This is a genomic window from Micromonospora sp. NPDC049114 (assembly GCF_040648635.1).
Lineage (GTDB): Bacteria > Actinomycetota > Actinomycetes > Mycobacteriales > Micromonosporaceae > Micromonospora.
The window spans coordinates 1135780-1161879 of the sequence record NZ_JBEZEA010000002.1 but is presented as its reverse complement, the minus strand read 5'-3'; the positions used below and the strand labels follow the sequence as shown (position 1 = coordinate 1161879).

The 26100-nt window shown below is 71.9% G+C and carries 23 protein-coding genes; 15 read left to right on the top strand and 8 right to left on the bottom strand.

The genetic code is table 11. The features are described from left to right. Nucleotides 1-72: 72 nt before the first annotated feature. On the top strand, nucleotides 73-756 hold the full coding sequence (locus AB0B39_RS12735; RefSeq protein ID WP_357574345.1) for a Tat pathway signal sequence domain protein: 684 nt from the start codon (nucleotides 73-75) through the stop codon (nucleotides 754-756). Nucleotides 757-818: 62 nt separating this feature from the next. Here AB0B39_RS12735 and AB0B39_RS12730 read toward each other — a convergent pair whose 3' ends face one another. Next, entirely contained in the window at nucleotides 819-1787 is a 969-nt protein-coding gene (locus AB0B39_RS12730; RefSeq protein WP_357574344.1) for a hypothetical protein, read from the bottom strand. Between the two features lie 88 nt (nucleotides 1788-1875). Between AB0B39_RS12730 and AB0B39_RS12725 the strand changes: the two genes are divergently transcribed. Next, entirely contained in the window at nucleotides 1876-2748 is an 873-nt protein-coding gene (locus AB0B39_RS12725) for a hypothetical protein (RefSeq protein ID WP_357574343.1), read from the top strand. 19 nt (nucleotides 2749-2767) lie between these two features. Then, nucleotides 2768-3655 carry a hypothetical protein gene (locus AB0B39_RS12720; RefSeq protein WP_357574342.1) on the top strand — a complete coding sequence of 296 codons (888 nt, stop codon included), beginning with the start codon at nucleotides 2768-2770 and terminating at the stop codon, nucleotides 3653-3655. A gap of 6 nt (nucleotides 3656-3661) precedes the next feature. On the opposite strand, the gene AB0B39_RS12715 is transcribed toward AB0B39_RS12720, so the two are convergent. Continuing rightward, nucleotides 3662-4558: a glutamate cyclase domain-containing protein gene (locus AB0B39_RS12715; protein ID WP_357574341.1), complete on the bottom strand. Its 897-nt coding sequence runs from the start codon at nucleotides 4556-4558 to the stop codon at nucleotides 3662-3664. Between the two features lie 239 nt (nucleotides 4559-4797). Between AB0B39_RS12715 and AB0B39_RS12710 the strand changes: the two genes are divergently transcribed. Next, the gene (locus tag AB0B39_RS12710; RefSeq protein ID WP_357574340.1) at nucleotides 4798-6096 is read left to right on the top strand and encodes an aspartate aminotransferase family protein; all 1299 of its coding nucleotides are present in this window, start codon (nucleotides 4798-4800) and stop codon (nucleotides 6094-6096) included. After that, complete coding sequence (locus AB0B39_RS12705; protein WP_357574339.1) at nucleotides 6093-7604, top strand: CoA-acylating methylmalonate-semialdehyde dehydrogenase; 1512 nt, start codon at nucleotides 6093-6095, stop codon at nucleotides 7602-7604. The genes AB0B39_RS12710 and AB0B39_RS12705 overlap by 4 nt, the downstream gene beginning before the upstream one ends. Here AB0B39_RS12705 and AB0B39_RS12700 read toward each other — a convergent pair. Beyond that, nucleotides 7576-9021 (bottom strand): acyltransferase, encoded by a 1446-nt coding sequence (locus AB0B39_RS12700; RefSeq protein ID WP_357574338.1) that lies wholly within the window; start codon nucleotides 9019-9021, stop codon nucleotides 7576-7578. The two genes, AB0B39_RS12705 and AB0B39_RS12700, sit on opposite strands and share 29 nt — an antisense overlap. A 200-nt stretch (nucleotides 9022-9221) precedes the next feature. Here AB0B39_RS12700 and ngcE (AB0B39_RS12695) point away from each other — a divergent pair, with 200 nt between their 5' ends. The 3 genes from ngcE (AB0B39_RS12695) to AB0B39_RS12685 are packed head-to-tail and all read left to right on the top strand — an operon-like array spanning nucleotide 9222 to nucleotide 12498. After that, nucleotides 9222-10634 carry an N-acetylglucosamine/diacetylchitobiose ABC transporter substrate-binding protein gene (gene ngcE, locus AB0B39_RS12695; RefSeq protein ID WP_357493293.1) on the top strand — a complete coding sequence of 471 codons (1413 nt, stop codon included), beginning with the start codon at nucleotides 9222-9224 and terminating at the stop codon, nucleotides 10632-10634. Nucleotides 10635-10693: 59 nt separating this feature from the next. Next, complete coding sequence (locus AB0B39_RS12690; RefSeq protein WP_355067158.1) at nucleotides 10694-11602, top strand: sugar ABC transporter permease; 909 nt, start codon at nucleotides 10694-10696, stop codon at nucleotides 11600-11602. Next, nucleotides 11599-12498 (top strand): carbohydrate ABC transporter permease, encoded by a 900-nt coding sequence (locus AB0B39_RS12685; RefSeq protein ID WP_357574337.1) that lies wholly within the window; start codon nucleotides 11599-11601, stop codon nucleotides 12496-12498. The genes AB0B39_RS12690 and AB0B39_RS12685 overlap by 4 nt, the downstream gene beginning before the upstream one ends. Nucleotides 12499-12905: 407 nt before the next feature. On the opposite strand, the gene AB0B39_RS12680 is transcribed toward AB0B39_RS12685, so the two are convergent. Then, a complete protein-coding gene (locus tag AB0B39_RS12680; protein WP_357574336.1) occupies nucleotides 12906-13892 on the bottom strand; it encodes a BadF/BadG/BcrA/BcrD ATPase family protein in 987 nt (328 codons plus the stop codon). A 203-nt stretch (nucleotides 13893-14095) separates the two neighbouring features. Between AB0B39_RS12680 and AB0B39_RS12675 the strand changes: the two genes are divergently transcribed. Genes AB0B39_RS12675 through AB0B39_RS12655 form a run of 5 tightly spaced genes read left to right on the top strand, consistent with a single transcriptional unit; the run spans nucleotide 14096 to nucleotide 19127 of the window. Further along, on the top strand, nucleotides 14096-15058 hold the full coding sequence (locus AB0B39_RS12675) for a MurR/RpiR family transcriptional regulator (RefSeq protein ID WP_234591421.1): 963 nt from the start codon (nucleotides 14096-14098) through the stop codon (nucleotides 15056-15058). Beyond that, a complete protein-coding gene (locus AB0B39_RS12670; protein ID WP_234591422.1) occupies nucleotides 15055-15804 on the top strand; it encodes an SIS domain-containing protein in 750 nt (249 codons plus the stop codon). Before AB0B39_RS12675 ends, AB0B39_RS12670 begins: the two co-directional genes overlap by 4 nt. A 27-nt stretch (nucleotides 15805-15831) precedes the next feature. Further along, nucleotides 15832-17271: an N-acetylglucosamine/diacetylchitobiose ABC transporter substrate-binding protein gene (gene ngcE, locus AB0B39_RS12665; protein ID WP_234591424.1), complete on the top strand. Its 1440-nt coding sequence runs from the start codon at nucleotides 15832-15834 to the stop codon at nucleotides 17269-17271. An 18-nt stretch (nucleotides 17272-17289) separates the two neighbouring features. Further along, nucleotides 17290-18198, top strand: a complete 909-nt coding sequence (locus tag AB0B39_RS12660) for a sugar ABC transporter permease (RefSeq protein WP_234591425.1) — start codon at nucleotides 17290-17292, stop codon at nucleotides 18196-18198. Then, complete coding sequence (locus AB0B39_RS12655; protein WP_357493283.1) at nucleotides 18198-19127, top strand: carbohydrate ABC transporter permease; 930 nt, start codon at nucleotides 18198-18200, stop codon at nucleotides 19125-19127. Before AB0B39_RS12660 ends, AB0B39_RS12655 begins: the two co-directional genes overlap by 1 nt. 4 nt (nucleotides 19128-19131) lie before the next feature. Here the strand turns inward: AB0B39_RS12655 and AB0B39_RS12650 are convergent, their stop codons facing one another. Both AB0B39_RS12650 and AB0B39_RS12645 read right to left on the bottom strand, forming a co-directional pair. After that, a complete protein-coding gene (locus AB0B39_RS12650) occupies nucleotides 19132-20829 on the bottom strand; it encodes an ABC transporter ATP-binding protein (protein WP_357574385.1) in 1698 nt (565 codons plus the stop codon). A 50-nt stretch (nucleotides 20830-20879) separates the two neighbouring features. Continuing rightward, nucleotides 20880-22601: an ABC transporter ATP-binding protein gene (locus AB0B39_RS12645; RefSeq protein WP_357493452.1), complete on the bottom strand. Its 1722-nt coding sequence runs from the start codon at nucleotides 22599-22601 to the stop codon at nucleotides 20880-20882. 99 nt (nucleotides 22602-22700) lie between these two features. Between AB0B39_RS12645 and AB0B39_RS12640 the strand changes: the two genes are divergently transcribed. Together AB0B39_RS12640 and AB0B39_RS12635 are read left to right on the top strand one after the other, a co-directional pair. Beyond that, a complete protein-coding gene (locus AB0B39_RS12640; RefSeq protein ID WP_357493450.1) occupies nucleotides 22701-24410 on the top strand; it encodes a bifunctional 3'-5' exonuclease/DNA polymerase in 1710 nt (569 codons plus the stop codon). Between the two features lie 433 nt (nucleotides 24411-24843). Next, nucleotides 24844-25437: an NTP transferase domain-containing protein gene (locus tag AB0B39_RS12635; RefSeq protein WP_234591166.1), complete on the top strand. Its 594-nt coding sequence runs from the start codon at nucleotides 24844-24846 to the stop codon at nucleotides 25435-25437. Nucleotides 25438-25444: 7 nt separating this feature from the next. On the opposite strand, the gene AB0B39_RS12630 is transcribed toward AB0B39_RS12635, so the two are convergent. Then, entirely contained in the window at nucleotides 25445-25618 is a 174-nt protein-coding gene (locus AB0B39_RS12630) for a hypothetical protein (RefSeq protein WP_357574335.1), read from the bottom strand. Beyond that, nucleotides 25609-26091 carry a DJ-1/PfpI family protein gene (locus AB0B39_RS12625; protein WP_357574334.1) on the bottom strand — a complete coding sequence of 161 codons (483 nt, stop codon included), beginning with the start codon at nucleotides 26089-26091 and terminating at the stop codon, nucleotides 25609-25611. The genes AB0B39_RS12630 and AB0B39_RS12625 overlap by 10 nt, the downstream gene beginning before the upstream one ends. Between the last annotated feature and the right edge of the window lie 9 nt (nucleotides 26092-26100).

Sequence of the window (26100 nt, the reverse complement as noted above, 5' to 3'; positions counted from 1 at the left end):
CCGGCGTTCCCGCCCGGCGGTGACCGCCTGCGCGGTCCGCTCGTTCCCGTCCCACCACCGGAAGGAAGCACCATGCCCAGGTACGGCAAAATCGGCGGGGGCCTCGTCGCCCTCGCGCTGCTGACCGGTCTCGTGGCCGCCACCCCGGCCTCCGCCGACCCGACGGCAACGCTCGCCAGCAACGTCCTGACCTACCCCACCGCCGGCGGCACCGCCGTCGCCGTCAACGACGTCATCCAGGCCAGCCTCAAGGCCGGCACCAACGCCACCTTCTACAACTCCACCTCGGGCACCACAGGCATCAAGTGCGCCGCATCCAGCTTCAGCGCCAAGGTGCTCACCAACCCGACCGCCCCGGGCACCGCCACCGAGAGCCTCACCGCCCAGACCTTCGGCACCTGCACCACCAACGTGCTCGGCACCACCGGGGTGCAGAGCATCGCCCTCAACAACCTCCCGTACGCCACCTCCGTCACCAGCGCCGGCGTGGTCAAGATTTCCGGCACCACGGCGGCGCCGGTCCAGAGCACCGTCGTGCTGAACTCGCTGCTCGGCGCGATCACCTGCGTCTACCGGACCAGCACCAACAGCCTCACCGGCACGGCGGCCAACGCCACCAACTCGATCACCTTCACCAACCAGCCGTTCACCAAGTTCTCCGGCCCGTCCCTCTGCTTCGGCACCGCGTACTTCTCGGCGACGTACTCGCCGGTGCGCGACAGCACCAAGGGCAACGCCGCCGTCTACGTGAACTGACCAGGTCCACCGGGGCCGGTGCGCGGCGATCCGCCGTGCGCCGGCCCTCGACCCTGCGCGGGTCAGCCGGCGGCCAGCGCCGCGTGCAGGGCGCGCATCGACCGGATGGCCGAGCGGATCTCCTGCAGGTAGCGCCCCGGGGTGAGGGTCTGCTCCGGCAGCACCGCCGGGTCGGTCAGCGCCGGGTCCACCCCGACGGTGTCGATGTGGCACCCGTACGGGACCGCCAGGGTGCGTAGCGCGTCGCAGTGCTGGAACGGCACGTATATCGGTGCGGTGACCATCAGCGCCTCGTCACCCGGGGCGAGCCGGACGTGCCCGGCCCAGAACCGCTGGGTGTCGGCGGTGTGGGCGCGTCGCCGGTCAGGCTCGCTGGACGGCGCGGCCAGCACCCGTACCGGTGGCCGGCCCGCCGGCCGGTAGGTCCGCGACGACCAGGAGTGGTGGGGGTGGCCCGCGTCGACGCCGTCCTGCTCGGTCGGGGCGGTCACCCCGAACACCTGCCGGACCGCCGTGTCCAGCACGTCCACCTCGGTCTCGTCCGGCGGCAGGCCCGCGTCGGCGAGGGTGGCGCGTTCCCACTCGGACAGTGGCCGGAAGCTGCCCAGCACGGCGACCTCGCCGGTCACCCGCAGGCCCGCGCGCAGCAGATGCGCGGCGTACGCGACGCGCCGCACGCAGGCGTGCGCCAGGCCGCCCAGCACGAGCAGGTGGGCGTACGCCGGGCGGGCCGGCGGCACCGCACGCACCATGCCGAGCGCGGCGACCGCGTCGAGGACGAGCCCGGACGTGAGCGCGTCGAAGCTCGGCTCCCGGGCGTCCGGGCGTTCGCGCCCCTGCCGGAAGTCCCAGTGCCGGGCGGAGAAGTCGTCGAGGAACCGCAGCACCTCGGCGAGGTCGCCGGTCGGCCAGTCACCGCCGAAGTGCCGGACCAGGCCGCGGAGCGCACCGGAGTCGACCCAGGCCCGGACGTCCGCCGTGATCTGCTCGGCGACCGTCGACGTCGACGGGGCCGCATCCGCGCTCTGCACCTGCCGGATGCTACCGCTGCGGTCCGGCGGGACCTGCGGGTTGTGGTTGGCATCTACCCTGGCGGCACCGGCGGATTGGGGGAGTTCGATGGTCCGTGACGTGGCCCGTCGGCGGCCCCGCGAGCGCGGCGGCGCCTCCGACGGCTTCGCGCGTCTGGTGGCGCACACCGACCCGGTGGCGTTGGTCGGCATCACGTTGTCGATCAGCCTCAGCGTCATTCTCGACCTCACCAACGCCGCCTCGGGGGTGGAGTCGCTGCTGGCCGGCCTGATGGGCATCACCATCTCGCTGCTGGTGGACTCGCTGGCCCGTGCGGAGCGCCGGTTTCACCTGCGGACGTTGCTGGACGGGCCGCCGTGGCTCGTCCACACCACCACCGAGCTGGCCGGGGCGATGCGGGAGGCGGCCGAGCAGCACGCGGGCACGCGGGTCGCGGCGGAGGCGCAGCGGCGCTACGAGCAGTTCCGGCTGGAGGCCGAGCAGCTCGCGCAGGGGCGGATCATCCGGCGTGGCGACGAGGACGAGGACCTGGTCGGCGCGACCCGCGGCTGCGTGCACGGGCTCGACGCACTCACGAACGTGATGCCCCGAGTGAGTGGGGAGCTGAGCTGGTGGCGCAGCGAGATCGGCCGACGCTACTGGGAGGCGAACGTCGAGGCCCTGCAACGGGGCGTACGGATCACCCGGGTCTTCGTCTACGCCACGCTGACCGACGAGCTGTCCGCGCTCGTGCAGGCGCAGCGCGCGGCCGGGGCGCGGGTGGGCCTGCTGCCCTTCGGTGTGGTCAGTCCACAGCTCCTGGTCAATCTGACAGTCTGGGACGGGTCGAGCTGCTGGGAGGCCCGGATGACCGCGCACGGCGAGATCGGCGAGAACCAGTTCTCGGTCAACCGGACGGACGTCGAGCGCCTCACCCGCGTGTTCGACGTCTGCGTGAACGCCGCGACCTTCCAGGACTGACGGTCGGGACGGGGAAGCCATGACGCTGAGTGCGGTCCTGCTGGTGACGGCAGTGGTCTGGGCGGTCAGCGTGATCCGCTCGATCCGGCTCCGGGCACTGGTCTACAGCCTTCCGTTGCCGATGACGCTCGCCCTGGTCAGCACGCCTTACGGGGTGGGTGGCGCGCAGGTGCTCGGCGTGCTCGGGCTCAACCTCTTCTTCGTCACCGTGGCGGTCACCCATCAGCGGCTGCGCTGGCCCATCCTGCTCGCCGACGGCGCGGGGATCGCCGTCTACGTGGCGCTGAGCGCAGGTCTGCTGGCCGTCGACATCCCGTTCGAGGCGGCCCTCGCCGCCACGCTCGTGCTCTGGCTGGCGGCCATGCTCCTGCTGCGCCGTCGCGCCCAGACGCGGGTCACCCCCGCCGCCGCTGCCGGCGAAGCAGACGCAGCCGTTGCCGGCGGAGCGGACGCCGCCGTTGGCGGACCGGGCGCGGTCGGCGACGCGGGCTCCGACGCGGAGACGTCGGCCGGAGGCCGTCCGGACGGTCTGCCGGCGCTGCTCAAGTTGCTTGTCATCTTCGTCGGGGCGATCCTCACCGCGCTGCTCGGCGCGGTGCTGCGCGGCATGGTGGTGACATTCCCGTACTCGGGGGTGCTGGTCGCCGTCGAGGCCCGCCGTCAGTTGTTCGAGTTCAGCGGGCACTTCGCCCGCAACAGCCTCGCGCTTGTCGGTTTCCTCACCGCGTACCACTACCTTCAGGACGTCTCGGCGGCCGTCGCGCTGGGCACCGGCTGGGCCGCCTTCGCGGTGGTCGCCGCCGTCCTGCACCTGCCGAAGCGCCGCCGTGGGGCCGCCCGGGCCAGCCCGCCGAGGCGCGTGTCGAGACCCCTGCGGTCGGCGGCCGAGCCACCCACCGTGCGGTGACCACGACTACCTGGCGCTCCGGACCAGGTCCGCGATCTGGGCGAGGGGTTCGGCGTAGGCGGGCCAGTCGAGGCCGTCGACGCTGAGCGTGGGGCGGCGGCGCACCCCGTCGACCGCGCCCGCCGAGACGATCGCGGCCAGCAGGTCGGACGACCACGCGGGCTCCAGCAGCGTACGAAGCCCGGGCACGTCGGGGCGCAGCAGCGACAGCGCGCCGACGAGGGCCGCGGCCGCCCAGTTGGAGGTGCCGCCGACGAGCAGCGCGTCAGCGCCCACCACGCACCGGATCCGCTCGCCGGAGGCGACCACCCGGCCGACGAGGTCCACCGGCAGGAGGCCCATGCCCAGCTCGTTGCCGCCGTCGCCGATGCCGATCCGGAAGGCCGAACCGGCACGGTAGAGCCGGTCCAGAGGCGCGGTGTGCGCGCCGATGTCCTCGCCGCGCATGTTGCGGGGTCGACCGTCCACTCCGGGCCCGACCCGTTCGCAGGCGATGAGGTGCGTGAGGCGGTCGTAGCGGGGCAGGAGGGCGGCGGCCCACTCGTCGTACCCCCGCAGCGGCGCGACGTCCACCGGCAGGCCCGGCGCGGCGGCGGCGACGGCCGCCTCGACCACCGGCGCGCACGGCTGGTCGGTGACGAGCCGGCACCGGCCACCGAGCAGGCGCAGCGCGGCGGCGATCTGGACGGCGCCGAGCGGGCCGTCGGTCTCCGCGGCCGGCGGCTCGGCACCGGGGATGAAGAACCCGGTGAGCACCGCGGCGTCCGGCGCACCGGCGCTGGCGAGCGACCGGGCGGCGGCCAGCAGCCCGCCGGCCGCCGGCGCGGCCAGCGCCTCGCTGCCCCGGCCCACCTCCCGTGCGGCGACGCGTTCCAGTGCGGCGATGGTCTCGTCGATGCGCACCGCGTGCCTCCCCGGCGACAGTGGACGGACCCAGGGTAGCGGTGAGCGACCAGACTGCGGATCGAGCGGAGGAAGAGCATGTTCGCTGCGGAAATCAGCGGCCAGCGGCGGCCACGGCTCTGGAAACCGTTGACGTGCTGTCAGGCCGGAACGGCCTTGCGCTACACCCTGACAGTTGTCCGTGCGGGCCGGCGGTGGGAGCGTGCGGTATCCACGAACGCCGCTGAAGGGTTGCCACGATGACCGACGACCTGCTGGCCCGGCACCGGGCCGTGCTCCCGTCCTGGATGCCCCTCTACTACGACGAGCCGATCGAGCTGGTCGCCGGTTCGGGCCGCCGGGTCACCGACGCGCGGGGCCGCAGCTACCTGGACTTCTTCGGCGGCGTGCTGACCAACATGATCGGGTACGACATCCCGGAGATCCGCGAGGCGGTCGAGCGGCAGCTCGCCACCGGCATCGTGCACACCTCGACGCTCTACCTGATCCGTCAGCAGGTGGAGCTGGCCGAGAAGGTCGCCCAGCGCTCGGGCATCGGAGACGCTCGAGTGTTCTTCACCAACTCCGGCACCGAGGCGAACGAGGCGGCGCTGCTGGTCGCCACCAACTACCGCCGCTCGCACCAGGTCCTGGCCGTGCGCAACAGCTACCACGGCCGGTCGTACGCGGCGATGGGCGTCACCGGCAACCGCACCTGGTCGGCAAGCGCGCTCAACCCGCTCCAGGTGGCCTGGCTGCACTCCGGTGACCGGGTTCGCGGTCTGCTGGCACGGTTGAGCGCCGAGGAGCAGGTCGACGCAGCCGTGGAGGACTTGCGCGAGGTGCTGGCCACCCAGACCACCGGTGACGTGGCCGCGCTGATCGCCGAGCCGATCCAGGGCGTGGGCGGCTTCGTGCACCCGCCGGACGGGCTCTTCGCCGGCTGGAAGAAGGTCCTCGACGAGCACGGCATCCTGTTCATCGCCGACGAGGTGCAGACCGGCTGGGGGCGTACCGGGGAGCACTTCTGGGGTTACCAGGCGCACGGCGTCACCCCGGATCTGCTCACCTTCGCCAAGGGCGTCGGCAACGGGTTCGCTCTCGCCGGGGTGGTCGGCCGGGCCGAGGTGCTCCAGGCGGTGCCGGGAATCAGCTTCTCCACGTTCGGCGGCAACCCGATCTCCACGGCGGCCGGCAACGCGGTGCTCGACTACCTTCTCGCGCACGACCTCCAGGCCAACGCGGCCCGCGTCGGCGCGATCCTCGCCGACGGCCTGCGGGCCGCCGTGGGCGGTCTCGACTGCGTCGCCGAGGTACGCGGAAAGGGGCTGATGCTCGGCGTCGAGTTCGTCCGGCCGGGCGGCGGTGAGCCGGATCCGGCGCTGACCAACCGGGTCTTCGAGGCGTGCCGCGCCGGTGGACTGCTCACCGGAAAGGGCGGCCTGTACGGCAACGTGCTGCGGATGGGTCCACCGTTGACGCTGACCGAGGAGGAGGCCCGTGAGGGCCTGGCGATCCTCGTCGACGCGATCCGCTCGTCGGCGGCGGTGGTGGCATGAGCATCGGCGGTCTGGGCGGCACGAGCATCGGCCACTTCGTCGACGGCAAGCGGGTCGGCGGCACGTCCGAACGGCGTGGTGACGTGTTCGATCCGGCGACGGGTAGGCGTACCGCCGAGGTGGAGCTGGCCTCGACCGCGGACGTCGACGTCGCGGTGCGGTCCGCCGCCCGCGCGGCCCGCGACTGGCGCGACGCGTCGCTGGCGAAGCGGTCGGCGGTGCTGTTCGCCTTCCGCGAGCTGGTGCACGCCCGTCGGGACCGGCTCGCCGAGGTGATCACCGCCGAGCACGGCAAGGTGCTCGCCGACGCCGCCGGCGAGGTGCAGCGCGGCCTGGAGGTCATCGAGTACGCCTGCGGCCTGCCGTCGGCGCTGCGCGGCGCGTTCAGCGAGAACGTGTCCACCGAGGTCGACTCGTACACCATCCGGCAGCCGGTGGGCGTGGTCGCGGTGATCTCCCCGTTCAACTTCCCGGTGATGGTGCCGCTGTGGTTCGTGCCGGTGGCCGTGGCCTGCGGCAACGCGGTGGTGCTCAAGCCGAGCGAGAAGGACCCGAGCGCGGCGCTGCTGCTGGCCGAGTGGTTCGCCGAGGCGGGCCTGCCCGACGGGGTGCTCAACGTGGTCAACGGCGACTCCGAGGCCGTCGACGCGTTGCTGGAGCACCCGGAGGTGCGGGCGGTCTCGTTCGTCGGTTCCACCCCGATCGCCAGGTACGTCTACCAGCGCGGCACGGCGGCCGGTAAGCGGGTGCAGGCGCTCGGCGGGGCGAAGAACCACATGGTGGTGCTCCCCGACGCGGACCTGGACCTGGCCGCCGACGCGGCGGTGAACGCCGGGTTCGGCTCGGCGGGGGAGCGGTGCATGGCCATCTCCGTGCTGGTGGCGGTGGAGCCGGTGGCGGACGCGCTCGTCGACCGGATCGCCGCCCGGGTGACCGGTCTGCGCACCGGCGACGGCCGACGGGGCTGCGACATGGGTCCGCTGGTCACCGCCGCGCACGCGGCGAAGGTGCGCTCCTACGTGGACGCCGGTGTCGCCGCCGGCGCGGTGCCGGTGGTCGACGGCCGGGACGTGACGCCCGACGGCGACCCGGAGGGCTTCTGGCTCGGCCCGACCCTGTTCGACCGGGTCACCCCGGACATGTCGATCTACACGGACGAGATTTTCGGGCCGGTGCTGAGCGTGGTCCGGGTCGGCTCGTACGACGAGGCCGTGGAACTGGTCAACGCCAGCCCGTACGGCAACGGCACGGCGATCTTCACCAACGACGGCGGCGCGGCCCGGCGTTACCAGCACGAGGTGGAGGTCGGCATGGTGGGGATCAACGTGCCGATCCCGGTGCCGATGGCGTACCACTCGTTCGGCGGCTGGAAGTCGTCGCTCTTCGGTGACCTGCACGCGCACGGCGAGGACGGGGTGCGGTTCTTCACCCGGGGCAAGGTGGTCACCAGCCGGTGGCTGGACCCACGCCACGGCGGGGTCAACCTCGGGTTCCCCACCCAGACCTGAGCAGACGCAGCACGCCCGCCCCGGCCAGGTACGCCAGCAGGGCCGGGGCGGGCATGCCGAGCGGCTCCGCGGTGAGTTTCGGCGTCGCGCTGTTGAGCATCAGCGCGAACACCACGGCGGCGTAACCGGCCACGGTCAGCGCCGTGCGGGTCGTGGTGCCCTGGCCGGCCCGTTGCCCGGTGCGGTGCCCGCTGCTGTGGACCTCCACCGGGCCGAAGATGGCGACCAGCACCGTCAGGACGGCCGCGAGCAGCAGCAGCCAGGGCACTCGCCACGCCCACCAGGCGGTCGAGCCGACCTCCGGTGTGGGCAGGGTTCCGGTCGCGTCGAGCAGCCCGATCAGCCCGATGGCGGCGGTCAGGTGCCAGAGGAAGATGGTCAGCACCACCAGGTTGACCGCGATCACCACCTGCCACGGGCCGGTGCGCCGCAGCAGGCGCTCCGCGGGGCCGCGCAGCAGCAGGATCAGGCCGAGTTGGGTGGCGGCGACGGCCAGCAGCGCGAGGCTCGGCGGACCGGCGTTGTCCAGCCTCTCGCCGGGCACGTTCAGCATGGCCACCGGCCAGGGGCCGGGCACGGTGAGCAGCAGCAGCGCGGCCAGTCCGCCGACCAGGAACACCAGAGCGGCCCGGCGGGAGGTCGGCAGCCGGCGACGACGTACCCCCGAATGCTCGTGGGCCGACGGGTCGGCTTCGGCGAGGGCCGGACGGCCGGCGGTGTCGGCCGGCGGGGCGGTTTCGCTGGCTGGCTTCGGCCCGGCGGCCGGCCGGGTGTCGTACCAGGCGAAGCCGAGCTGGTGTATCGCCAGCCAGCCGAACAGGTAGTTGCCGTAGCTCAGCCCCACCGGCCCGGTGAGCCGGCCCAGGTCGCCGAGACCCACCAGGGCGACCAGCACCAGCGGCACCGCCAGGCCGAGGCGGCGGTGCAGCGCGTACATCGGTGGGGTGAGCGCGACCACCGCGAGGTACGCGACCAGGAACCAGAGCGGGATGGTGGCGAACCAGACCACCTCGCGGATCCGGGTCGGGTCGGTGCCGAGCAACCGCGCCACGACCGCGGCGCCGCCGAGCACCAGCACCAGCACGCTGGTGGGGCGGACCAGCCGGGCGCTGCGGTCGAGCAGCCAACTGGCGGCGTCGCCACCCCGCGCCCGCAGGCGGGCCAGCGAGACCGCGTTGGCGTAACCGCCGACCAGGAAGAAGACCGGCATCACCTGGGCCACCCAGGTCAGCGGGTACGCCCACGGCAGGTCACTGAGCGCGGAATGCCCGGTGGGCAGCCCGCCGTCGTCGCGCACGATCACCACGACGCCCCAGTGTCCGAGAACGACCATGGTGATGGCGAGGGCGCGGAGCAGGTCGACGTACCGCTCCCGGCCCGCCGGGGTGCGCTCGGCGAGCTGGCGCAGGCGGCCCATCACCTCAGGCTAGGCGAGCAGGTGGTGGCCGGTGGTGATAACGGTTCGGCTGCCGGGGGTTGAAGTCCGCTCGTCGCTGCCGTAGAAATTCTTCAGCAACTTTGCGCTAACTGAAGACAAGCAACACCCCCCGTGCCTCGCGCGACGGACGCCTTCCCCCATCCCCCCGGCGACCGCCCGACCCGAACCGAGGAGACCTTATGAACAGGCGTGAGATCCTGCGGCGCAGCGCCGCCGCCGGTCTGCTGGCCACCCCCGCCGCCGGCCTGCTGACCGGCTGTGCGACAGGCGGCGGCGACAAGGGCGATGCCGAGACCTACAAGGGCACCAAGAGCGCCGAGAACCCGCTCGGCGTCAAGGAGGACGCCCCGCTCGAGGTGGTGATCTTCGGCGGCGGGTTCGGCGAGGAGTACGCCAAGGCCCACGAGGCCATGTACACCGCGAAGTACCCGAAGGCGAAGATCAAGCACTCCGCCACCCAGGAGATCAGCAAGACCCTCCAGCCGCGTTTCGTCGACGGCACGCCACCCGACGTGGTCAACAACTCCGGCGCCAGTCAGATCGACTTCAACGGCCTGGTCAGCCAGAACGCCATCGCCGACCTGGGTGAGCTGCTCGCCGCGCCGAGCCTCGACGTGCCCGGCAAGACCGTCAAGGACACCCTGCTGCCCGGCGCGGTCGAGGTCGGGTCGTACGACGGCACGTTCCTGGTGCTCAACTACACCTACACCGCCTACGGCATCTGGTACTCCGAGAAGCTGTTCGCCGAACGCAGGTGGGAGTACGCCAAGACCTGGGACGACCACATCGCGCTCTGCAAGCAGATCAAGGCTGCCGGCATCGCCCCCTGGACGTACGCGGGCCTGCACCCGCGCTACATGAGCTGGCCGCTGATCGCCACCGCGATCAAGCTCGGCGGGCCGTCGGTGGCGACCGCCATCGACAACCTGGAGCCGAACGCCTGGAAGTCCGACTCGATGCGGGCCGCCGCCGACGCGTGGCACCAGATCGTCAAGGACAAGTTCATCCTGGAGGGCTCACCCGGCCTGGACCACAAGCAGTCGCAGACCGCCTGGTGCCAGGGCAAGGCCGCCTTCATCTCCTGCGGATCCTGGCTGGAGAGTGAGCAGAAGGACGTCACCCCGGCCGGGTTCAACATGACCATCGCGCCCACCCCCAGCCTGGGCAGCGGCGACAAGCTGCCGTTCGAGGCGATCCGAGGCACCGCCGGCGAGCCGTTCATGGTGCCGGCCAAGGCCCGCAACGTCGCCGGTGGGCTGGAGTACTTCCGGACCATGCTGTCCCTCAAGGGCGCCCAGGACTTCACGAAGAAGGTCGCCAGCCTCACCGTGGTCGCCGGCGCCACCGAGGGAGTCGAGCTGCCGTACGGGCTCACGACCGTGGTCAAGGCACTCGACGCGTCCGGGTCCAACGGCTTCAACTGGGTCTACAACAACTACTACCGCAAGCTGGAGCGCAACCTCGTCGACGCGGCGTGCGGCGAGTTCTTCAGCGGCCGGATCGGCCCGGCGGAGTTCCTCGACCAGTGTCAGAAGGGCGCCGACTCGATCGCCCAGGACAGCTCGATCAAGAAGTACAAGCGAGCGGCTTGACAGCCCGGCCGGTGGGGGCGAGCGAGCCCCCACCGGCCGCACCTTGGGAAAGGTCCACCGTGAAACATGGCAAGTGGCCGCTGATCGTCACGTTCCTGGTGCCGCCGGTGCTGCTGTACGTCTTCTTCGTCGTCTCCCCGTACCTGCAGGCGTTCCAGATCTCCACCACCGACTGGCTCGGCTACTCGGCCGACGCCAACCAGGTCGGGCTGGCGAACTTCACGGCGCTGTGGCACGACGACTACGTGTGGAACGCGCTGAAGAACAACGCGATCCTGCTGGCCCTGGTGCCCGTGCTGACCATCGGATTCGGGCTCTTCTTCGCGACCATGCTCGCCCTGGGCGGGCGTCGGGGCCGCGCCGGAGTCACCGGGGTCCGCGGCGGGGCGTTCTACCGCACCGTGTACTTCTTCCCGCAGGTGCTCTCCGTCGTGATCATCGCGCTGCTGTTCAAGGAGGTCTACCACCCCAACAAGGGGCTGCTGACCAGCGCGCTGCACGCCGTCGGCCTGCCCGCCCCGACCTGGCTCGGCGACCCGGCGACCGCCTTCTGGTGTGTGCTGGCGGTGATGGTGTGGAGCAACGTCGGCTTCTACGTCGTCCTGTTCGGCGCCGCGATGTCGGCAGTACCGAAGGAGATCTACGAGGCGGTCCTGCTCGACGGCGCGTCCCGGTTCACCACGCTGCGGCGGATCACCCTGCCGCTGCTCTGGGACACCGTGCAGGTCGCCTGGGTCTACCTGGCCATCTTCGCCCTCGACGGGTTCATCCTCGTGCAGCTCATGACCAACGGTGGACCGAACTTCTCCACCGACGTGATCGGCGTACGGATGTACGACACCGCCTTCGGCAGCGAGACCAAGTTCGGCTACGCCTCGGCGATCGGCGTGGTGATGTTCTTCCTGACCCTCTCGGTGGCGGTGCTGTCGCTGCGGGTCGGCCGGCGCGATCGGATCGAGTACTCGTGACCACACTGGACCAGCCCACCGCCGCCGCGCCGACGTCGACCCCGGCCCGGGACCGTCCCGTCCGGCGGGAACTCGGCGTCGCCAACGCCCTCTCGCACGGCTTCCTGCTGCTCTGGGGCCTGCTCACCGTCCTGCCGCTGCTGTGGATGTTCCTCAGCTCGTTCAAGACCAACGGCGAGATCCTGGCCGACCCGTGGGGGCTGCCCGCGTCGCTGAGCTGGGACAACTGGGCGCGCGCGTGGACCGGGGCGCACATCGGCAGGTACTTCCTCAACAGCCTCGTGGTGGTCACCGGCTCGGTCAGCCTCACCATGCTGATGGGCGCCGCCGCCGCGTACGTCTTCGCCCGGTACGAGTTCCGTGGCCGGCAGGTCGTCTACTACCTGTTCGTCGGCGGCCTGATGTTCCCGGTGTTCCTCGCCCTGGTGCCGCTGTTCTTCGTGGTCCGCAACGCCGGCCTCTTCGGCACCTGGACGGGACTGATCCTGGTGTACGCGGCGTACTCGATGCCGTTCACCGTGTTCTTCCTGACCGCGTTCTTCCGGACGCTGCCGACCTCGGTGGCCGAGGCGGCCATGGTCGACGGCTGCGGTCACTTCCGGCTGTTCTTCCGGGTGATGCTCCCGATGGCACGTCCGGGACTGATCAGTGTGGCGATCTTCAACTTCCTCAGTCACTGGAACCAGTTCCTGCTACCGCAGGTGCTGATGCAGGGCGACGAGTCCAAGTGGATGCTCGCCCAGGGGCTGTTCGCGCTGTCGGTCAGTCAGGGCTACGCGGGCGACTACGCGCGGCTCTTCGCCGGGTTGAGCATCGCGGTGCTGCCGGTGCTGGCGATCTACGTGGCCTTCCAACGCCAGGTCCAGGCCGGCCTGACCGCGGGTCAGCTCAAGTAGGAAGGCGGGGTGGCGGCTCACCCGCCACCCGCCGAGCTGGGCATCGGCGGCCGCCCCCAGAGGCGGCATCCACCACCAACAAGTGACCGCTCCTGATCACACGGTCCCGCCGTGCCGCCCGCCGCCCGCCCGCCCGCCGCCAGGGCAAGATCCGCGCAACTTCGGTGAAGTTGCTGTCTCAGCTCGTCGTGAGGCAGCAGTTTCCCTGAAACTGCGCGGATCTTGCCGTGGCGGCGGTCGTGCGCAGCGTTGATCGTGCTCGATCAAGGATGTAGTGGCCTCGTGGCGTGAGGTGGGCACTCTTTCCAGGATCGAGCACGATCATGGCGCGGCGCGGCGCGGCGCGGTCTGGCGCGGCGCTGCCCGGTTCGGCCCGGGGTGGGGTGGGGCGGTCCGGGTGGGGGCGGTCAGGGGGTGGGGAAGAGGCGGGCGTGCAGGGCTGCCGGGTCGGTGAGCTCGGGGAGGGCGCGGGCGGCGAGCCAGGCTGCCGCGGCGGCACCGTCACCGGCGGTGCGCAGGGGCGCGGACGGCCAGCGTTGACCGATCTCGGCGCGCACGGCTGTGGCCAGTGGGGTGTGCGCGGTGAGCAGTCCACCGCCGAGTACGACAGGCGTCGTCGCCTCGGCGGGGCGGATCCGGCCGACGCTTGCGGCCAGGTGGGCGGCGGCCTCGGCGATCAGCGCGGTGGCGACGGGTTCGCCGTCGACCGCGGCGGTGACGACAAGCGGCGCGAGCCGGGCCAGCTCGATCGGCGGCCGGCGGGTGACCGCCTGGATCGTGGCGTCGACGGTGTCGCGGGGGCGGGGAGCGACCTCGGCGCTGCCGGTCAGTTCGGTGAGGACGGCAGTGGTCAGCGTGCCGGGGGTGCGGGCGGCGTCCAGGTCGGCCAGGAGCCGGCGGACGGCCTCGCGGCCGAGCCAGAAGCCGGATCCGGCGTCGCCGAGCAGCCAGCCGTGGCCGTCGGCGACCCGGTCGAGTCGCAGGTCGACGACCTGCGCGGTGATCGCGCCGGTGCCGGCGATGAGCACCGTCCCGTTGGGGTCCGCGGTGCCGGAGGCGTAGGCGACCAGGGCGTCGCCGTGCACGGCGTACGGGCAGCGCAGGCCGGCGTCGTGCCAGGCCCGGTCGAAGGCGGCGCGGCTGGCGGGGTCGGCGAGGATCCGGGCTGCGCCGGCCAACCCGATGGTGCCGGCGGCCACCCGGGTCGGTTCGACGTCGGCGAGCGCGGCGCGTAGTGCGGTCAACAGTTCGGCGGCGGCCCGTTCGGCGCCGTGGCTGGTGGGGTTGCCGCCGCCGGCTCGGCCGGTGCCGAGGCGTTCGCCGGCGAGGGTCAGGGCGGTCGCCCGGGTGGACGTACCCCCGACGTCGAGACCGACCACGACGGTGTCGGACATCGGCACGGTCCTCCTTGCGCTGCGCGGTGCTGGGCCTGTTCATGCTGGTCGGCGCGGCCGCGCGGGGCAACTTCGGGGCGGCGCGGAGGGGCGTGCGCCAGGTAACAGTTTGAAAACTTCGCCCACGGTCTTGACATAGAAGGTCGTTCAGTAAGAAATTTTACCACTAACAGTTAACAGTCCTTCGAAAATGCGAGGCGTCGATGGTTGATCATGAGGTGGACACCGCTGCGGGAACCGCGGTGGTCGACGCCGACGCGATCGACCGGCGAAACGCCCTCGGATCGTCGTCCGACGGGGTGTTGGCCCGGGTCCGCAACAGTCTCGGCGAACTGACCGGCGCGCTGCGCCGCGTCGCCGAGCACGTCCTCAGCGACCCGGAGGCCGCCGCGCGCTCCACCATTGTGGAGCTTGCCGAGCGCAGTGGCACCTCGCCGGCCACCATCACCCGCTTCTGCCGGGCGATGGGCTTCGAGGGGTACGCCGACCTGCGCCTCGGCATCGCCGCCGAGACCGGCCGGGCCCGCTCGGCCGGCTGGACCGTCGACATCGGCCGTGAGATCCAGCCCAACGACCCCCTCGCGCGGGTGCTCGACCAGATCATGGCCGCCGACACCCGGGCCATGCACGACACCGCCGCGCTGCTCGACCTCGGCGAGGTGGAACGCGCCGCGGTGGCGATCGCCGGCGCCAACCGGGTGAACATCTTCGGAGCCAGCGGCAGCGCCCTGGTCGGCGAGGAGATGCAGTTCAGCCTGCACCGCATCGGGGTGGCCGCCTGGGCCTGGAGCGACGTGCACGAGGGGCTGGCCAGCGCCGCGCTGCTCGGCGTCGGCGACGTCGCGCTCGGCATCTCGCACACCGGCCAGACCCGGGAGACGATCGAGATGCTCGCCGAGGCGGGTAGCCGGGGCGCCACCACACTCGCCCTCACCGGCTTTCCCCGCTCACCGCTGGCCGAGCTGGCCGACATCGTGCTGCTCACCGCCAGCCAGGCCACCACCTTCCGGCCGGACGCCCTCTCCGCCCGCCACCCGCAACTGGTGGTCCTCGACCTGCTCTACATCGCCGTCGCCCAGCGCACCCACGACCGCGCCCACGCGGCCTTCCGGCGCACCGCGCAGGCCGTCGACGGGCACAAGGCCGCGAAAGGGGCCCAGTCATGATCAGTGCCCAGGGGTACGCGGACGCCGTCCGCCCGGTGCTCGACCGCCTGCTCGACTCGGAGGCCGACGGGATCACCCGGTCCGCCGACCTGATCGCCGACAGCCTGCGCGCCGGCGGTGTGCTCCAGGCGTTCGGCGCCGGGCACTCCGAGGCGTTCGCCGCCGAGCTGGTCGCCCGCGCCGGTGGGCTGGTCCCCACCAACCAGCTGTCGGTACGGGACCTGGTGGTGCACGGCGACGCCCCGCGCGACGTGCTCGCCGACCCCAAGCTGGAACGCGACCCCTCCATCGCCCACCAGATCTACGCGCTCGCGGCACCCCAGCCGCGCGACGTGTTCGTGGTGGCGTCCCAATCCGGCATCAACGGCTCGGTGGTCGAGCTGGCGGCGCTGGTCACCGAGCGCGGTCACCCGTTGATCGCGGTCACCTCGGTCGAGCACACCGCACGGGTGGCGCCACGGCACCCGTCCGGTCAACGGCTCGCCGACCTCGCCGACGTCGTGCTGGACAACGGCGCACCGTACGGCGACGCACTGCTGCCGCTCGAGGGCGGCGGCGCGGTCTGTGCGGTCTCTTCGGTCACCACCGCGCTGCTGGCGCAGTTGCTGACCGCTGAGGTCGTACGACGGTTCCACCAGGCCGGGGAGGTACCCCCTATCTACCTCTCCGCCAACGTCCCCGGCGGGGACGAGCACAACATCGCCCTCGAGTCGCGGTACGCCGGGCGTCTCCGGCGCACCGCCTGACCCGAAATTCCACAAGGAGAGACGACGATGTCGATTACCCCCGAGCACCCGGCCGCACTCGACCGTCGCACGGTGCTGCGTCGCGCCGCGGCCGTGGGCATGCTCGCCACTCCGGCCATCGGCCTGCTCAGCGCGTGCGCGACGAGCAGCGGCGGCGACAAGGACAACGAGAAGGCCGCCGAAGGCACCAAGAGTGAGAAGAACCCGCTGGGCGTCAAGGACGACGCTCCGATCGAGGTGATCATCTTCAACGGTGGCTACGGCGAGAAGTACGCCACCGACGTGCACGAGCCGCTCTACAAGAAGGCGTTCCCCAAGGCGGAGATCAAGCACCAGTCCACGCAGGCCGTCTCCACGGTCCTGCAGCCGCGGTTCGCGTCCGGCAACCCGCCGGAGTTCGTGAACAACTCGGGCGAGAAGCTGATGGACTTCGGCGCGCTGGTCGCCGACGGTCAGCTCCAGGACCTCACCGAGCTGTGGGACGCCCCGTCGGTCGACGACCCGGCCAAGAAGGTCCGCGACACCGTGGTGCCGGGCACCGTCGAGGCGGGCTCGTTCAACGGCAAGCCGTACGTGCTGTACTACGTCTCCACGGTCTTCGGCATCTGGTACTCGGGCAAGCTCTTCAAGGACAACGGCTGGGCGCCGGCGAAGACCTGGGACGACTTCATCAAGCTGCTCACCGCCATCAAGGCCAAGGGCATCACGCCGTACGGCTACGCCGGGGCGAACGCGGCGTACTACCAGTGGAACGTGATCCTCACCCAGGCCGCCAAGATCGGCGGCGTGGAGGTGCTGAAGAACATCGACAACCTGGAGGACGGCGCCTGGAAGCAGGACGCGGTCAAGCAGGCGGCCACGGCGTGGGCCGAGGTCGGGGCGAAGTTCAGCGACAAGAGCTTCGAGGGGCTCAAGCACACCGACGTGCAGCTGCGGCAGAACCAGTACAAGGTGGCCCTGTACCCCAGCGGTGACTGGCTGGAGGGCGAGCAGAAGAAGGACACCCCGGCCGGCTTCGACTACCAGCTCATGCCGGTGCCGAGCCTCACCGCGTCGGACAAGCTGCCGGCCACGGCGCTGCGGGCCACCGCGGGCGAGGGCTACTTCGTCTCGGCGAAGAGCAAGAACCCCAAGGGCGGCCTGGAGTACATGCGCCAGATGCTGTCCACGGCGGGCGCGAAGGGCTTCACCGAGGTGGTCAAGGCCCCGACCGTGGTCACCTCCGGTTCGGAGGGCTTCGCCTTCCCGCCCGGTGTGGCCAGCTCGCAGGCCGCGCTCAAGGCGGCCGGGCAGGACGTGTTCAACCTGTACTTCGACGGCTGGTACAAGGAGCTCGACACCGAGGCGCGCAGCGCCACCAACGAGCTGATGTTCGGCCGGATCAACGCGGACGCCTTCGTGGAGCGGATCCAGAAGCGCGCCGACGCGATCAAGAAGGACAGCTCGGTCGCCAAGTTCAAGCGCTGATCGATCGGAGCTAGGGTCATGCGGCACGGCAAGTATCCATTCGTGATCGGGTTCCTGTTCGCCCCGGTCGCGCTGTACGTGACATTCGTTATCTGGCCGTACGCGCAGGCGTTCCAGATCTCGATGACCAACTGGCGAGGGCTCTCCGCCCCGCAGTGGGTGGGCTTCGACAACTACCGGAAGCTGCTCGACGACGGCGCCTTCTGGAAGGCGGTCCAGCACCACGGCGTACTGCTGCTTGCCCTGCCGCTGATCACGATCGCCATCGCGTTGTTCTTCGCCTTCCTGCTCAACGTGGGTGGCAAGAGCAGTGGCGGTCAACGCCAGGGGGTCTGGGGGGCGAAGTTCTACCGGGTGGTGTTCTTCTTCCCCCAGGTCCTGGCGGTGGCGATCATCGCGGTGCTGTTCCAGATGGTCTACCGGCCGAACGAGTCCGGCCTGATCAACGGTGTGCTGATGAAGTTCGGCCTGGAGCCGATCCTCTTCCTGGTCAAGCCGAACCTGGCCCTCTGGTCGATCCTCGCGGTGCTGGTCTGGCAGGCCGTCGGCTTCTACGTGGTGCTCTTCTCGGCCGGGATGGCCTCCATCCCGGGCGAGATCTACGAGGCCGCGGAGATGGACGGGGCGAGCAGGGTGACGCTGTTCTTCCGGGTCACCCTGCCGCTGCTCTGGGACACCCTCCAGGTCGCGTGGGTCTATCTGGGCATCGCGGCGTTCGACGCGTTCGCCATCGTGGCCGTGCTCTCGGTCGACGGTGGCGGCCCGGACGGCGCCACCACCGTGCTGGCCATGGAGATCTACCGCAACGCGTTCGTCTACTCGAAGTACGGTTACGCCTCCGCGATGGGCGTGGCGCTGTTCTTCCTCACCCTCACGTTCGCGGCGCTGACGCTGCGGCTCACCAAGCGGGAAAGCGTGGAGTACTGATGAACCCCCAGTCGACGCTGCCGCCGACGCCGGCGGCCCTACCGCCGAAGACCGGCGAGAACTCCGCGACCGGCGGCCGGCGTGGCAAGGGCCCCCGCTCGGAGGTGCGGCTCTTCGCCGGCCTGGGACACGTCGCGCTCGCCGTGTGGGCGGTGATCGTGATCGTGCCGATCCTCTGGACGTTCCTCGCCGCGTTCAAGAACACCAGTGAGATCTTCAGCAGCCCGTGGACGCTCCCGGCGGAGCTGCGGTGGGAGAACTTCGGCCGGGCGTGGACCAAGGCGAACGTCGGCCGGTACTTCCTCAACAGCGTCCTCGTGGTTTCGTGCAGCACCTTCGGCACCATGCTGCTCGGCTCGATGGCGGCGTACGTGCTGGCGCGGTACCGGTTCTGGGGCAACCGGGCGATCTACTACCTGTTCGTCTCGGGGTTGGCGTTCCCGGTCTTCCTGGCCCTGGTGCCGCTCTTCTTCGTGGTGAAGCAGCTGGGCATGCTGGACACCTACCAGGGCGTGGTGCTGGTCTACATCGCGTACTCGCTGCCGTTCACGGTCTTCTTCCTGGCCGCGTTCTTCAAGACGCTGCCGACCTCGGTGGCCGAGGCGGGGATGATCGACGGCTGCGGGCACGCCCGGCTGTTCTTCCAGGTCATGATGCCGATGGCGAAGCCGGGCCTGATCAGCGTGGCGATCTTCAACATCATCGGGCAGTGGGCGCAGTACCAGCTCCCGTTGGTGCTGCTCTCCAACGCCAAGGACAAGTGGGTGCTCACCCAGGGCATCGCCGACATCTCGGTCAACGCCGGCTACGAGGCGGACTGGTCCGGGCTGTTCGCCGCGCTGACCATCGCCATCCTCCCGATGATCATCGTGTACGCGGTCTTCCAGCGTCAGATCCAGGCCGGGCTCACCTCCGGCGCGGTGAAGTAGACCGTCACCTCTGGCGCTCGTCGGCGTGCGCGTGCCACGAGCGCCAGAGGGCGGCGTACGCCCCGTCGGCCGCGACGAGGTCGTCGTGACTGCCGATCTCGGTGATCCGGCCGTCCGCCAGGACGGCCACCCGGTCGGCGTCGTGCGCGGTGTTGAGCCGGTGCGCGATGGCGATGACCGTCCGCCCGACGAGCACGGCCGCCAGGGCGCGCTCGGTCCGCCGAGCGGTGCTCGGGTCGAGCGCCGCGGTCGCCTCGTCCAGGATCAGCGTGTGCGGGTCGGCGAGCACCAGCCGGGCCAGCGCCAGTTGCTGGGCCTCGGCCGCGCCGAGCTGGCGGGCGCCGTCGCCGAGCGCGGTGTCCAGCCCCTCGGGCAGCTCGTCGTACCAGTCGGCGCCCACCGTGGCGAGCGCGGCGCGCATCTGCTCGTCGGAGGCGTCCGGCGCGGCGAACGCGAGGTTGTCGCGTACCGAGCCGATGAAGACGTGGTGCTCCTGGGTGACCAGGGCGATCCGCCTCCGACGTTCGGCCGGGTCCAGGTCGGTGACCGGGCAGCCACCGATGCTGACGACGCCCCGCCGCGGCGCGTCGATGCCGGCCAGCAGCCGGGCCAGGGTCGACTTGCCGGCGCCCGACGGGCCGACGACCGCCAGCCGTTCGCCGGGCCGCACGTCCAGGTCGATGCCGTGCAGCACGTCGTGCCCGTCGGCGTACGAGAACCGCGCCTCGCGCACGACGAGCCGCTCGCCCCGCGAGGTGGCCGTGGTGCCGGGCGGCTCCGGTGGGACCAGCCCGACGCCGAGCACCCGGGCGAACGACGCGAAGCCGCGCTGCGCCTGCTCGGTCCACTGCAACAGCCGGTCCATCGGGTCGATGGCCTGTTGCAGGTAGAGCGCGGCGGCGATCACCGACCCGAGGGACACCAGGTCGGCGGAGAGCAGGTAGCCGCCGACGAGCAGGACCAGGGCGATCGGCAGGGGATAGCTGGCCTCGACCACGGAGAAGAACACCGTACGCAGGGCGAGCGTCGCCCGACGGGCACGCCACACCCGGGCGACGCGGGCGGTGCCGTACCGGACGCGGTCGTCGGTGAGCCGCAGCGCCTCGACCGTGCGGGCACCCTCGGCGGTCGTGGTCAACGCCTCGGTCAACTCGGCCGCCTCCGCGCCCTCGGTGAGGTAAGCGGAGCTGGCCCGCCGCAGGTACCACCGGGTCACCGCCACGATCGACGGCAGCCCGGCCAGCGCCGCGAGCCCGAGCAGGGGGTGCAGCAGGAACACCGCGCCGAACAGCAACGTCAACTGCACCGAGGCGATGACGATGGTCGGCACCACGTCCCGGACCGTGGTGCCGACGGTCGCCACGTCGACCGAGCTGCGGGTCGCCAGGTCCCCGGCGCCGGCCCGCTCCACGACCGACACGGGCAGGGCGAGCGTCCGGTCGACGAACTGCTCGCGCAGCTCGGCGACGGCACGTTCACCGAAGCGGTGACCGGCGTACTGGGCGTACCGGGCGAGCAGCGCGCTCACCACGACACAGCCGGCGATGGCCAGGGCCAGCCGGTCCACCGTCGCCACGCCCGCGCCGGCCGTGACCCGGTCGACGATGGCGCCCAGCAGCCAGGGCGGGGCGAGGCCGGCGATCGCGGCGGCGCTGTGCAGCGCCAGCACGACGCCGACGGCCCGGCGATGCCGGCTGATCATGTCCCGCAGGGCGCGGCGTACGGTGCCGCGATCCGCGACCGGCAGGCGGCTCACTGGTACGCCTCCTCGGCATCGGAGTGCTGCCCGTCATCGCTGCCCCGGGCCACCAGGTGCCGGTAGCCCGGGTCGTAGTCGAGCATCCCCTCGTGGGTGCCGGAGGAGTCGACCCGGCCTTCGCTCAGGTGCGCGACCCAGTCGGCGCGGCCGAGCAGCAGCGGCGACGTGGCGAACACAACTGTGGTCAGCCCGGCCCGCGCGATCCGGAGCCGCTCGGCGATGCGGGCCTCGGTGTGCGCGTCCACGGCCGAGGTGGGGTCGACGAGAATCAGCACCTCCGGCTCGGCGAGCAGCGCCCGGGCCAGGCGCACCCGTTGGCGTTGACCGCCGGACAGCGTCCGGGCCCGGGCGTCCAGCGGGGTGTCCAGCCCGGACGGCAGGGCGTCGACGATGTCGTCGGCCGACGCGGCCCGCAGCGCGGCGCGGATCTCGTCGTCGGGCTTCGGGCCCAGCACGTCGCGCAGCGTGCCGGCGAAGAGGTACGAGTCGTGGTCGGCGACCAGGATCCGGGCCCGGACCTCGTCCAGGGCGACTGCGGTCAGCGGCACGCCGCCCCAGGTGACGTCGCTGGTGACGTACCGGCCGAGCCGGTCGGCAAGCGCCACGGCCTCGGCCGGGTCGTCGGCGGCGACCCCGGTCAGCCGGCCGGCGCGTATGGTGAGCCCGGTCGACGGGTCGTGCAGGTCGGCCGGGCCGGATGGCGCGGGCACGGCGTGCGGGTCGCGGGCGCCGGGGACACCGGCCGGCCACCGGCGGCCCGGCCCACCGACGTCGTCCGGGGCGAGCCGGAGCAGACCGGCGATCCGCCGGGCGGCGACCCGACCCCGGATGAGCTGGTGACTGCCCTCCAACAGGAACCAGACCGGCACGATCAGCGTCGCCACGTAGCCGTAGACGGCGACGAGTTCACCGATCGTGACGTCGCCGGTGACGGCCATCCGGGCGGTCAGCCACACCACCGCCGCCAGGAACAGGCCGGGGATGGCCACCGTGGCCGCGTCGATCCAGCTCACGACCGCGCCGACGCGGTAGCCCTCGGCGCGTAGCTCCTGCGATCGGCTCGCGTACCGGCGGGCGAACAGGTCCCGGCCACCCACCCCGGCGAGCACTCGCAGCCCGGCCACGATGTCGCCGGACCGGGCGGTCAGCGCGCCCTGCTGCCCGCGGTAGATCGACTCGGCCCGTTCGAGCCGGCGCAGCAGCGGTCCGACGACGAGCGCGACAGCCGGCACGCCCAGCAGCACGCAGAGCGCGAGCAGCGGGGAGATCGACCACAGCACCACGGCGATGACCCCGTACGCGATGATCGCGCCCACCCCCGGCCCGGTCAGGGTCAGCACCTGCGCCGACCAGTCGATGTCGGAACCGCCCACCGTCGCGACCTCACCGGCGGCGGAACGACGCGGCAGCGCCGCGCCGACCCGGGACAGCTGACGCAGCAGCACCTCCGCCGAGCGGGCCTTGGCGTCCTCCCGGATGAAGGTCATCGTGCGGTGTCGCATGATCCCCAGGTACGACAACGCCACCCCCGCCACGACGATCGCCACGACCCACAGGGCCAGGGCGCGGCTGTCGCGGGCGCGCAGGCCGTCGTCGACGGCGCGGGCGATCAGGTAGGGCCGGGCCGAGAGCCCGACCATCCAGGCCGTGCCGAGCAGGCTGCCGCGCAGAATGCGCCAGGGTTGGCAGCGGACCAGCCACCACAGGTACCGCATCGGACCGCGGGTGTCGGGGATACCGGGGTCGGAGTGCGGGATCTGGGGAGGCACCTGGCCACGCTATCGAGCACCGGGCCGACGCACCGACCCGTTTTCCTGTCGGAGGGGGAAGGCAGAATCACATTCGTGCTGGTGGCGGTGGTGGCGGGCGAACGCGGTGGGGGAGAGCTGCGTCCGCTCGACGCCGCCGGCCGACCCGTCGGCCCGGTCGAGACCGTCAGCGACCTCGCGGCCGCGGTGGCCGCACGGGAGGCGGCCGAGCATCCGCGGTGGGTGTGGGCCGCCGCGGGCGCGATCTACCCGGCGCTGCTGCGGGCCGGGGTGCGCGTCGAGCGGTGCCACGACGTGGAGCTGACCGAGGCCCTGTTGCTCGGGCACGCCGGCCGCTGGGGCGAGCCCCGCTCGCTGGCCGCCGCCTGGGCCCGCCTGACCGGTGCCGCGGTGCCGCCCGACCCGCCGCCGCGCGCCGCCGCGCCGCCCGGGCACGGCCAGGGCGCGCTCTTCGACACCCTGCCCGGTCCGCCGGGGCCGGGCATCGAGGCACTGGCCCGGGTGTACGCCGACCAGGTCGCCCGGCTCGCCACCACCGAGCACCCCGGCCGGTTCCGGCTGCTGGTGGCCGCGGAGTCGGCCGGCGCGTTGATCGCGGTGGAGATGGGCGTCGCCGGGCTGCCCTGGCGGGCCGAGGTGCACGACGCGATCCTCGCCGAGCTGCTGGGGGAGCCGTCCCCGGTCGGTGGGCCGCCGCGCCGGTTGGCCGAGCTGGCGGCCCGGATCGCCGATGCTTTCGGCGTCCGCCAGCTGCACGCCGACTCCCCGGCCGAGCTGCTCAAGGCGTTCGCCCGGGCCGGGGTGGAGCTGCCCAACACCCGGGCCTGGGTGTTGCGCGGGGTCGATCATCCGGCGGTGCCCCTGGTTCTGGAATACAAGGAGCTGTACCGGATCTGGACGGCGCACGGTTGGTCCTGGCGTGAGCAGTGGGTGCGTGACGGTCGGTTCCAGCCGGAGTACGTGCCGGGCGGGGTGGTCTCCGGTCGCTGGGCGACCCGGGGCGGTGGCGCGTTGCAGATCCCCAAGGTGATCCGCCGGGCGGTGGTGGCCGACCCGGGCTGGCGGCTGGTGGTCGCCGACGCCGGCCAGTTGGAGCCGCGCGTCCTGGCGGCGGTCTCCGGCGACGATCGGCTGGCGGCGGCGGGCGGCGCCGGTGACCTGTACGCCGCGCTCGCCCGGGACTCGTTCGGTGGTGACCGTCCCCGCGCCAAGGTCGCCCTGCTCGGTGCCATGTACGGGCAGACCGGCGGTGCGGCGGTGCCCGCGCTCGCGGTGCTCAAACGCAGCTACCCGACGGCGTTCGGCTATGTCGAGGCGGCGGCGCGCACGGGGGAGGCGGGCGGGTTGGTGCGCTCGTGGCTGGGGCGCACCTGCCCACCCGGCTCGGTCGGGCTCGGTGATCCCGACGAGCTGCCGACCGATCCGGACGCCGCGTCCGATCGGCAGAGCCCTAGGGCGCGGGCCGCCCGCTCCCGGGGGCGTTTCACCCGCAACTTCGTCATCCAGGCCACCGCCGCGGAGTGGGCCTCGACGCTGCTGGCCACGCTGCGGGCCGAGCTGGCCGGCACCGACGCCGAGCTGGTCTTCTTCCAGCACGACGAGGTGATGGCGCACTGTCCGGCCGATCAGGCCGAGGCCGTGGCGGCGGCGGTGAGCAGGGCGGGTGAGCGGGCCACCGCGCTGCTGTTCGGCGACACCCCGGTGCGCTTCCCCCTGGATCTGTCCATCGTCGACTGCTACGCCGACGCGGCCTGACCGGCGGCCACTGCCCTGCCGTTGTCCACTGACGAGAAGTAGGTCGCCGCCGCTGCGTCAAGGGCCTGAATCCTGGTGACAACCCTCTGATGACCGCCCCTGACGTCGGGTGCCCGCACCGGGTGTCGGACGAGGGGGCACCTATGTGCCGCTCCCTTTGCTCTGCTTCAACCCACGCAACACTTTCGGGCCCTCCGTGTTGCGTGGGTTGAAGCAGAGCAAAGGACGACCCGAACACCTCCGCTACCCCGGAGTGCGCCCAATGATCAATTGATCCCCCGGCGCAACTGTCTGGCGTGTAACGGTTGCGCTATTTCTCCGTTTTGCCCCGCCACTCGTGCGCGGCCCTCCTCGTTGCAGTGTCCGTAGGAGGGGGCCGGCCGTCGCGGTCGGTCCCGTGCTTGAGGGGGCCCAGCTGAACCGGATCGCAGGAATGATCATCGCCGCAGGTGGGGGGCGCCGCATCGGCGGTCCCGAGGCGCTGCTGCACCAGGGTGAGAAGCCCCTGGTCAACCAGATGATCGACACGATGACCGAGGCCGGCTGCGAGCAGATCGTGGTCGTGCTGGGGGCCGCCGCCGACCAGGTCCGGGAGACCGCCGACCTGGGCAAGGCGACAGTTGTGATCAACAAGGCGTGGGGCACCGGGGTCGGCTCGTCCATCCGCGCCGGTCTGGCCGCCATGGACGACGCGGGGATCGAGGCGGTGGTGGTGGTGCCCGTCGACATGCCGGGCCTGACCGCAGCAGCGGTCCGCCGGGTGGCCGCGCTGCCGTACCCGGATGTGCTGGTGTGCGCCACCTACGACGGGCTGCGCGGGTACCCGATGCTGTTCGGCCGCCGGCACTGGCCCGGCATCGCGACGCTGGCCAGCGCGGACGTGGGCGCTCGGCCGTACCTGTTGGCGCACAAGGACCAGATCGTCGACATCGCCTGCGACTCGGTGGCCGACGGCAGTCGCGTCGACACCCCGGAGCTGATGGCGCTCTACGGCCTCACCGTCCCGCCGCAGCGCGTCGGGGTCTAGGGCCAGGTCATCGGGCCACTCTGCCTGCGCTCTCGTACGCCGCCGCTCGTGCGATCACCTCGGCGGTCGCGCGGGAGGGGTGGCCGCTGTCGAAGGGCGGCTGCGGGTCGTACTCCATCCACAGCTGCACCGCCTGCGCCGTCGTGCGGTCCGTGAGGAGTTCGACGAGTCTCAGCCCCATGTCGATGCCACTCGACACGCCGGCGCCGTGATGATGCGCGCGTTGGGCTCCTCGACAACCCGCTGGTCCGTCGGTTCGGCACCGAAGTGGACCAGCTTCTGCGCCACCCGATAGTGGCTGGTGCCCCGTCGTCCCCGCAGCAGTCCGGCAGCCCCGAGCAGGAGCGAGCCGGAACACACGGAGGTCGTGAACGTCGTCGTGGCGTGGATCCGCCCGATCCACGCCGGCAGGGGGCCGGTGAGAGCGGGACCGGTCCCCGGCCCGCCCGGCACCACGAGGACGTCGGCCGCCCGCACGTCGTCGAGCGCGGCCTCGGCCACGAGGGAGAGCATCCCGCAGTCGTCGTGGACGGGACCGGGGCGTTCGGCCACCAGGACCACGTCGATGCCCGGGGTGAGGGCCAGTGGCTGGTAGACGCCGATGACGTCCAGGGCGGTGAAACGGTCGTAGAGCGGTATGACGACGTGGGTCACCAGAGGTTC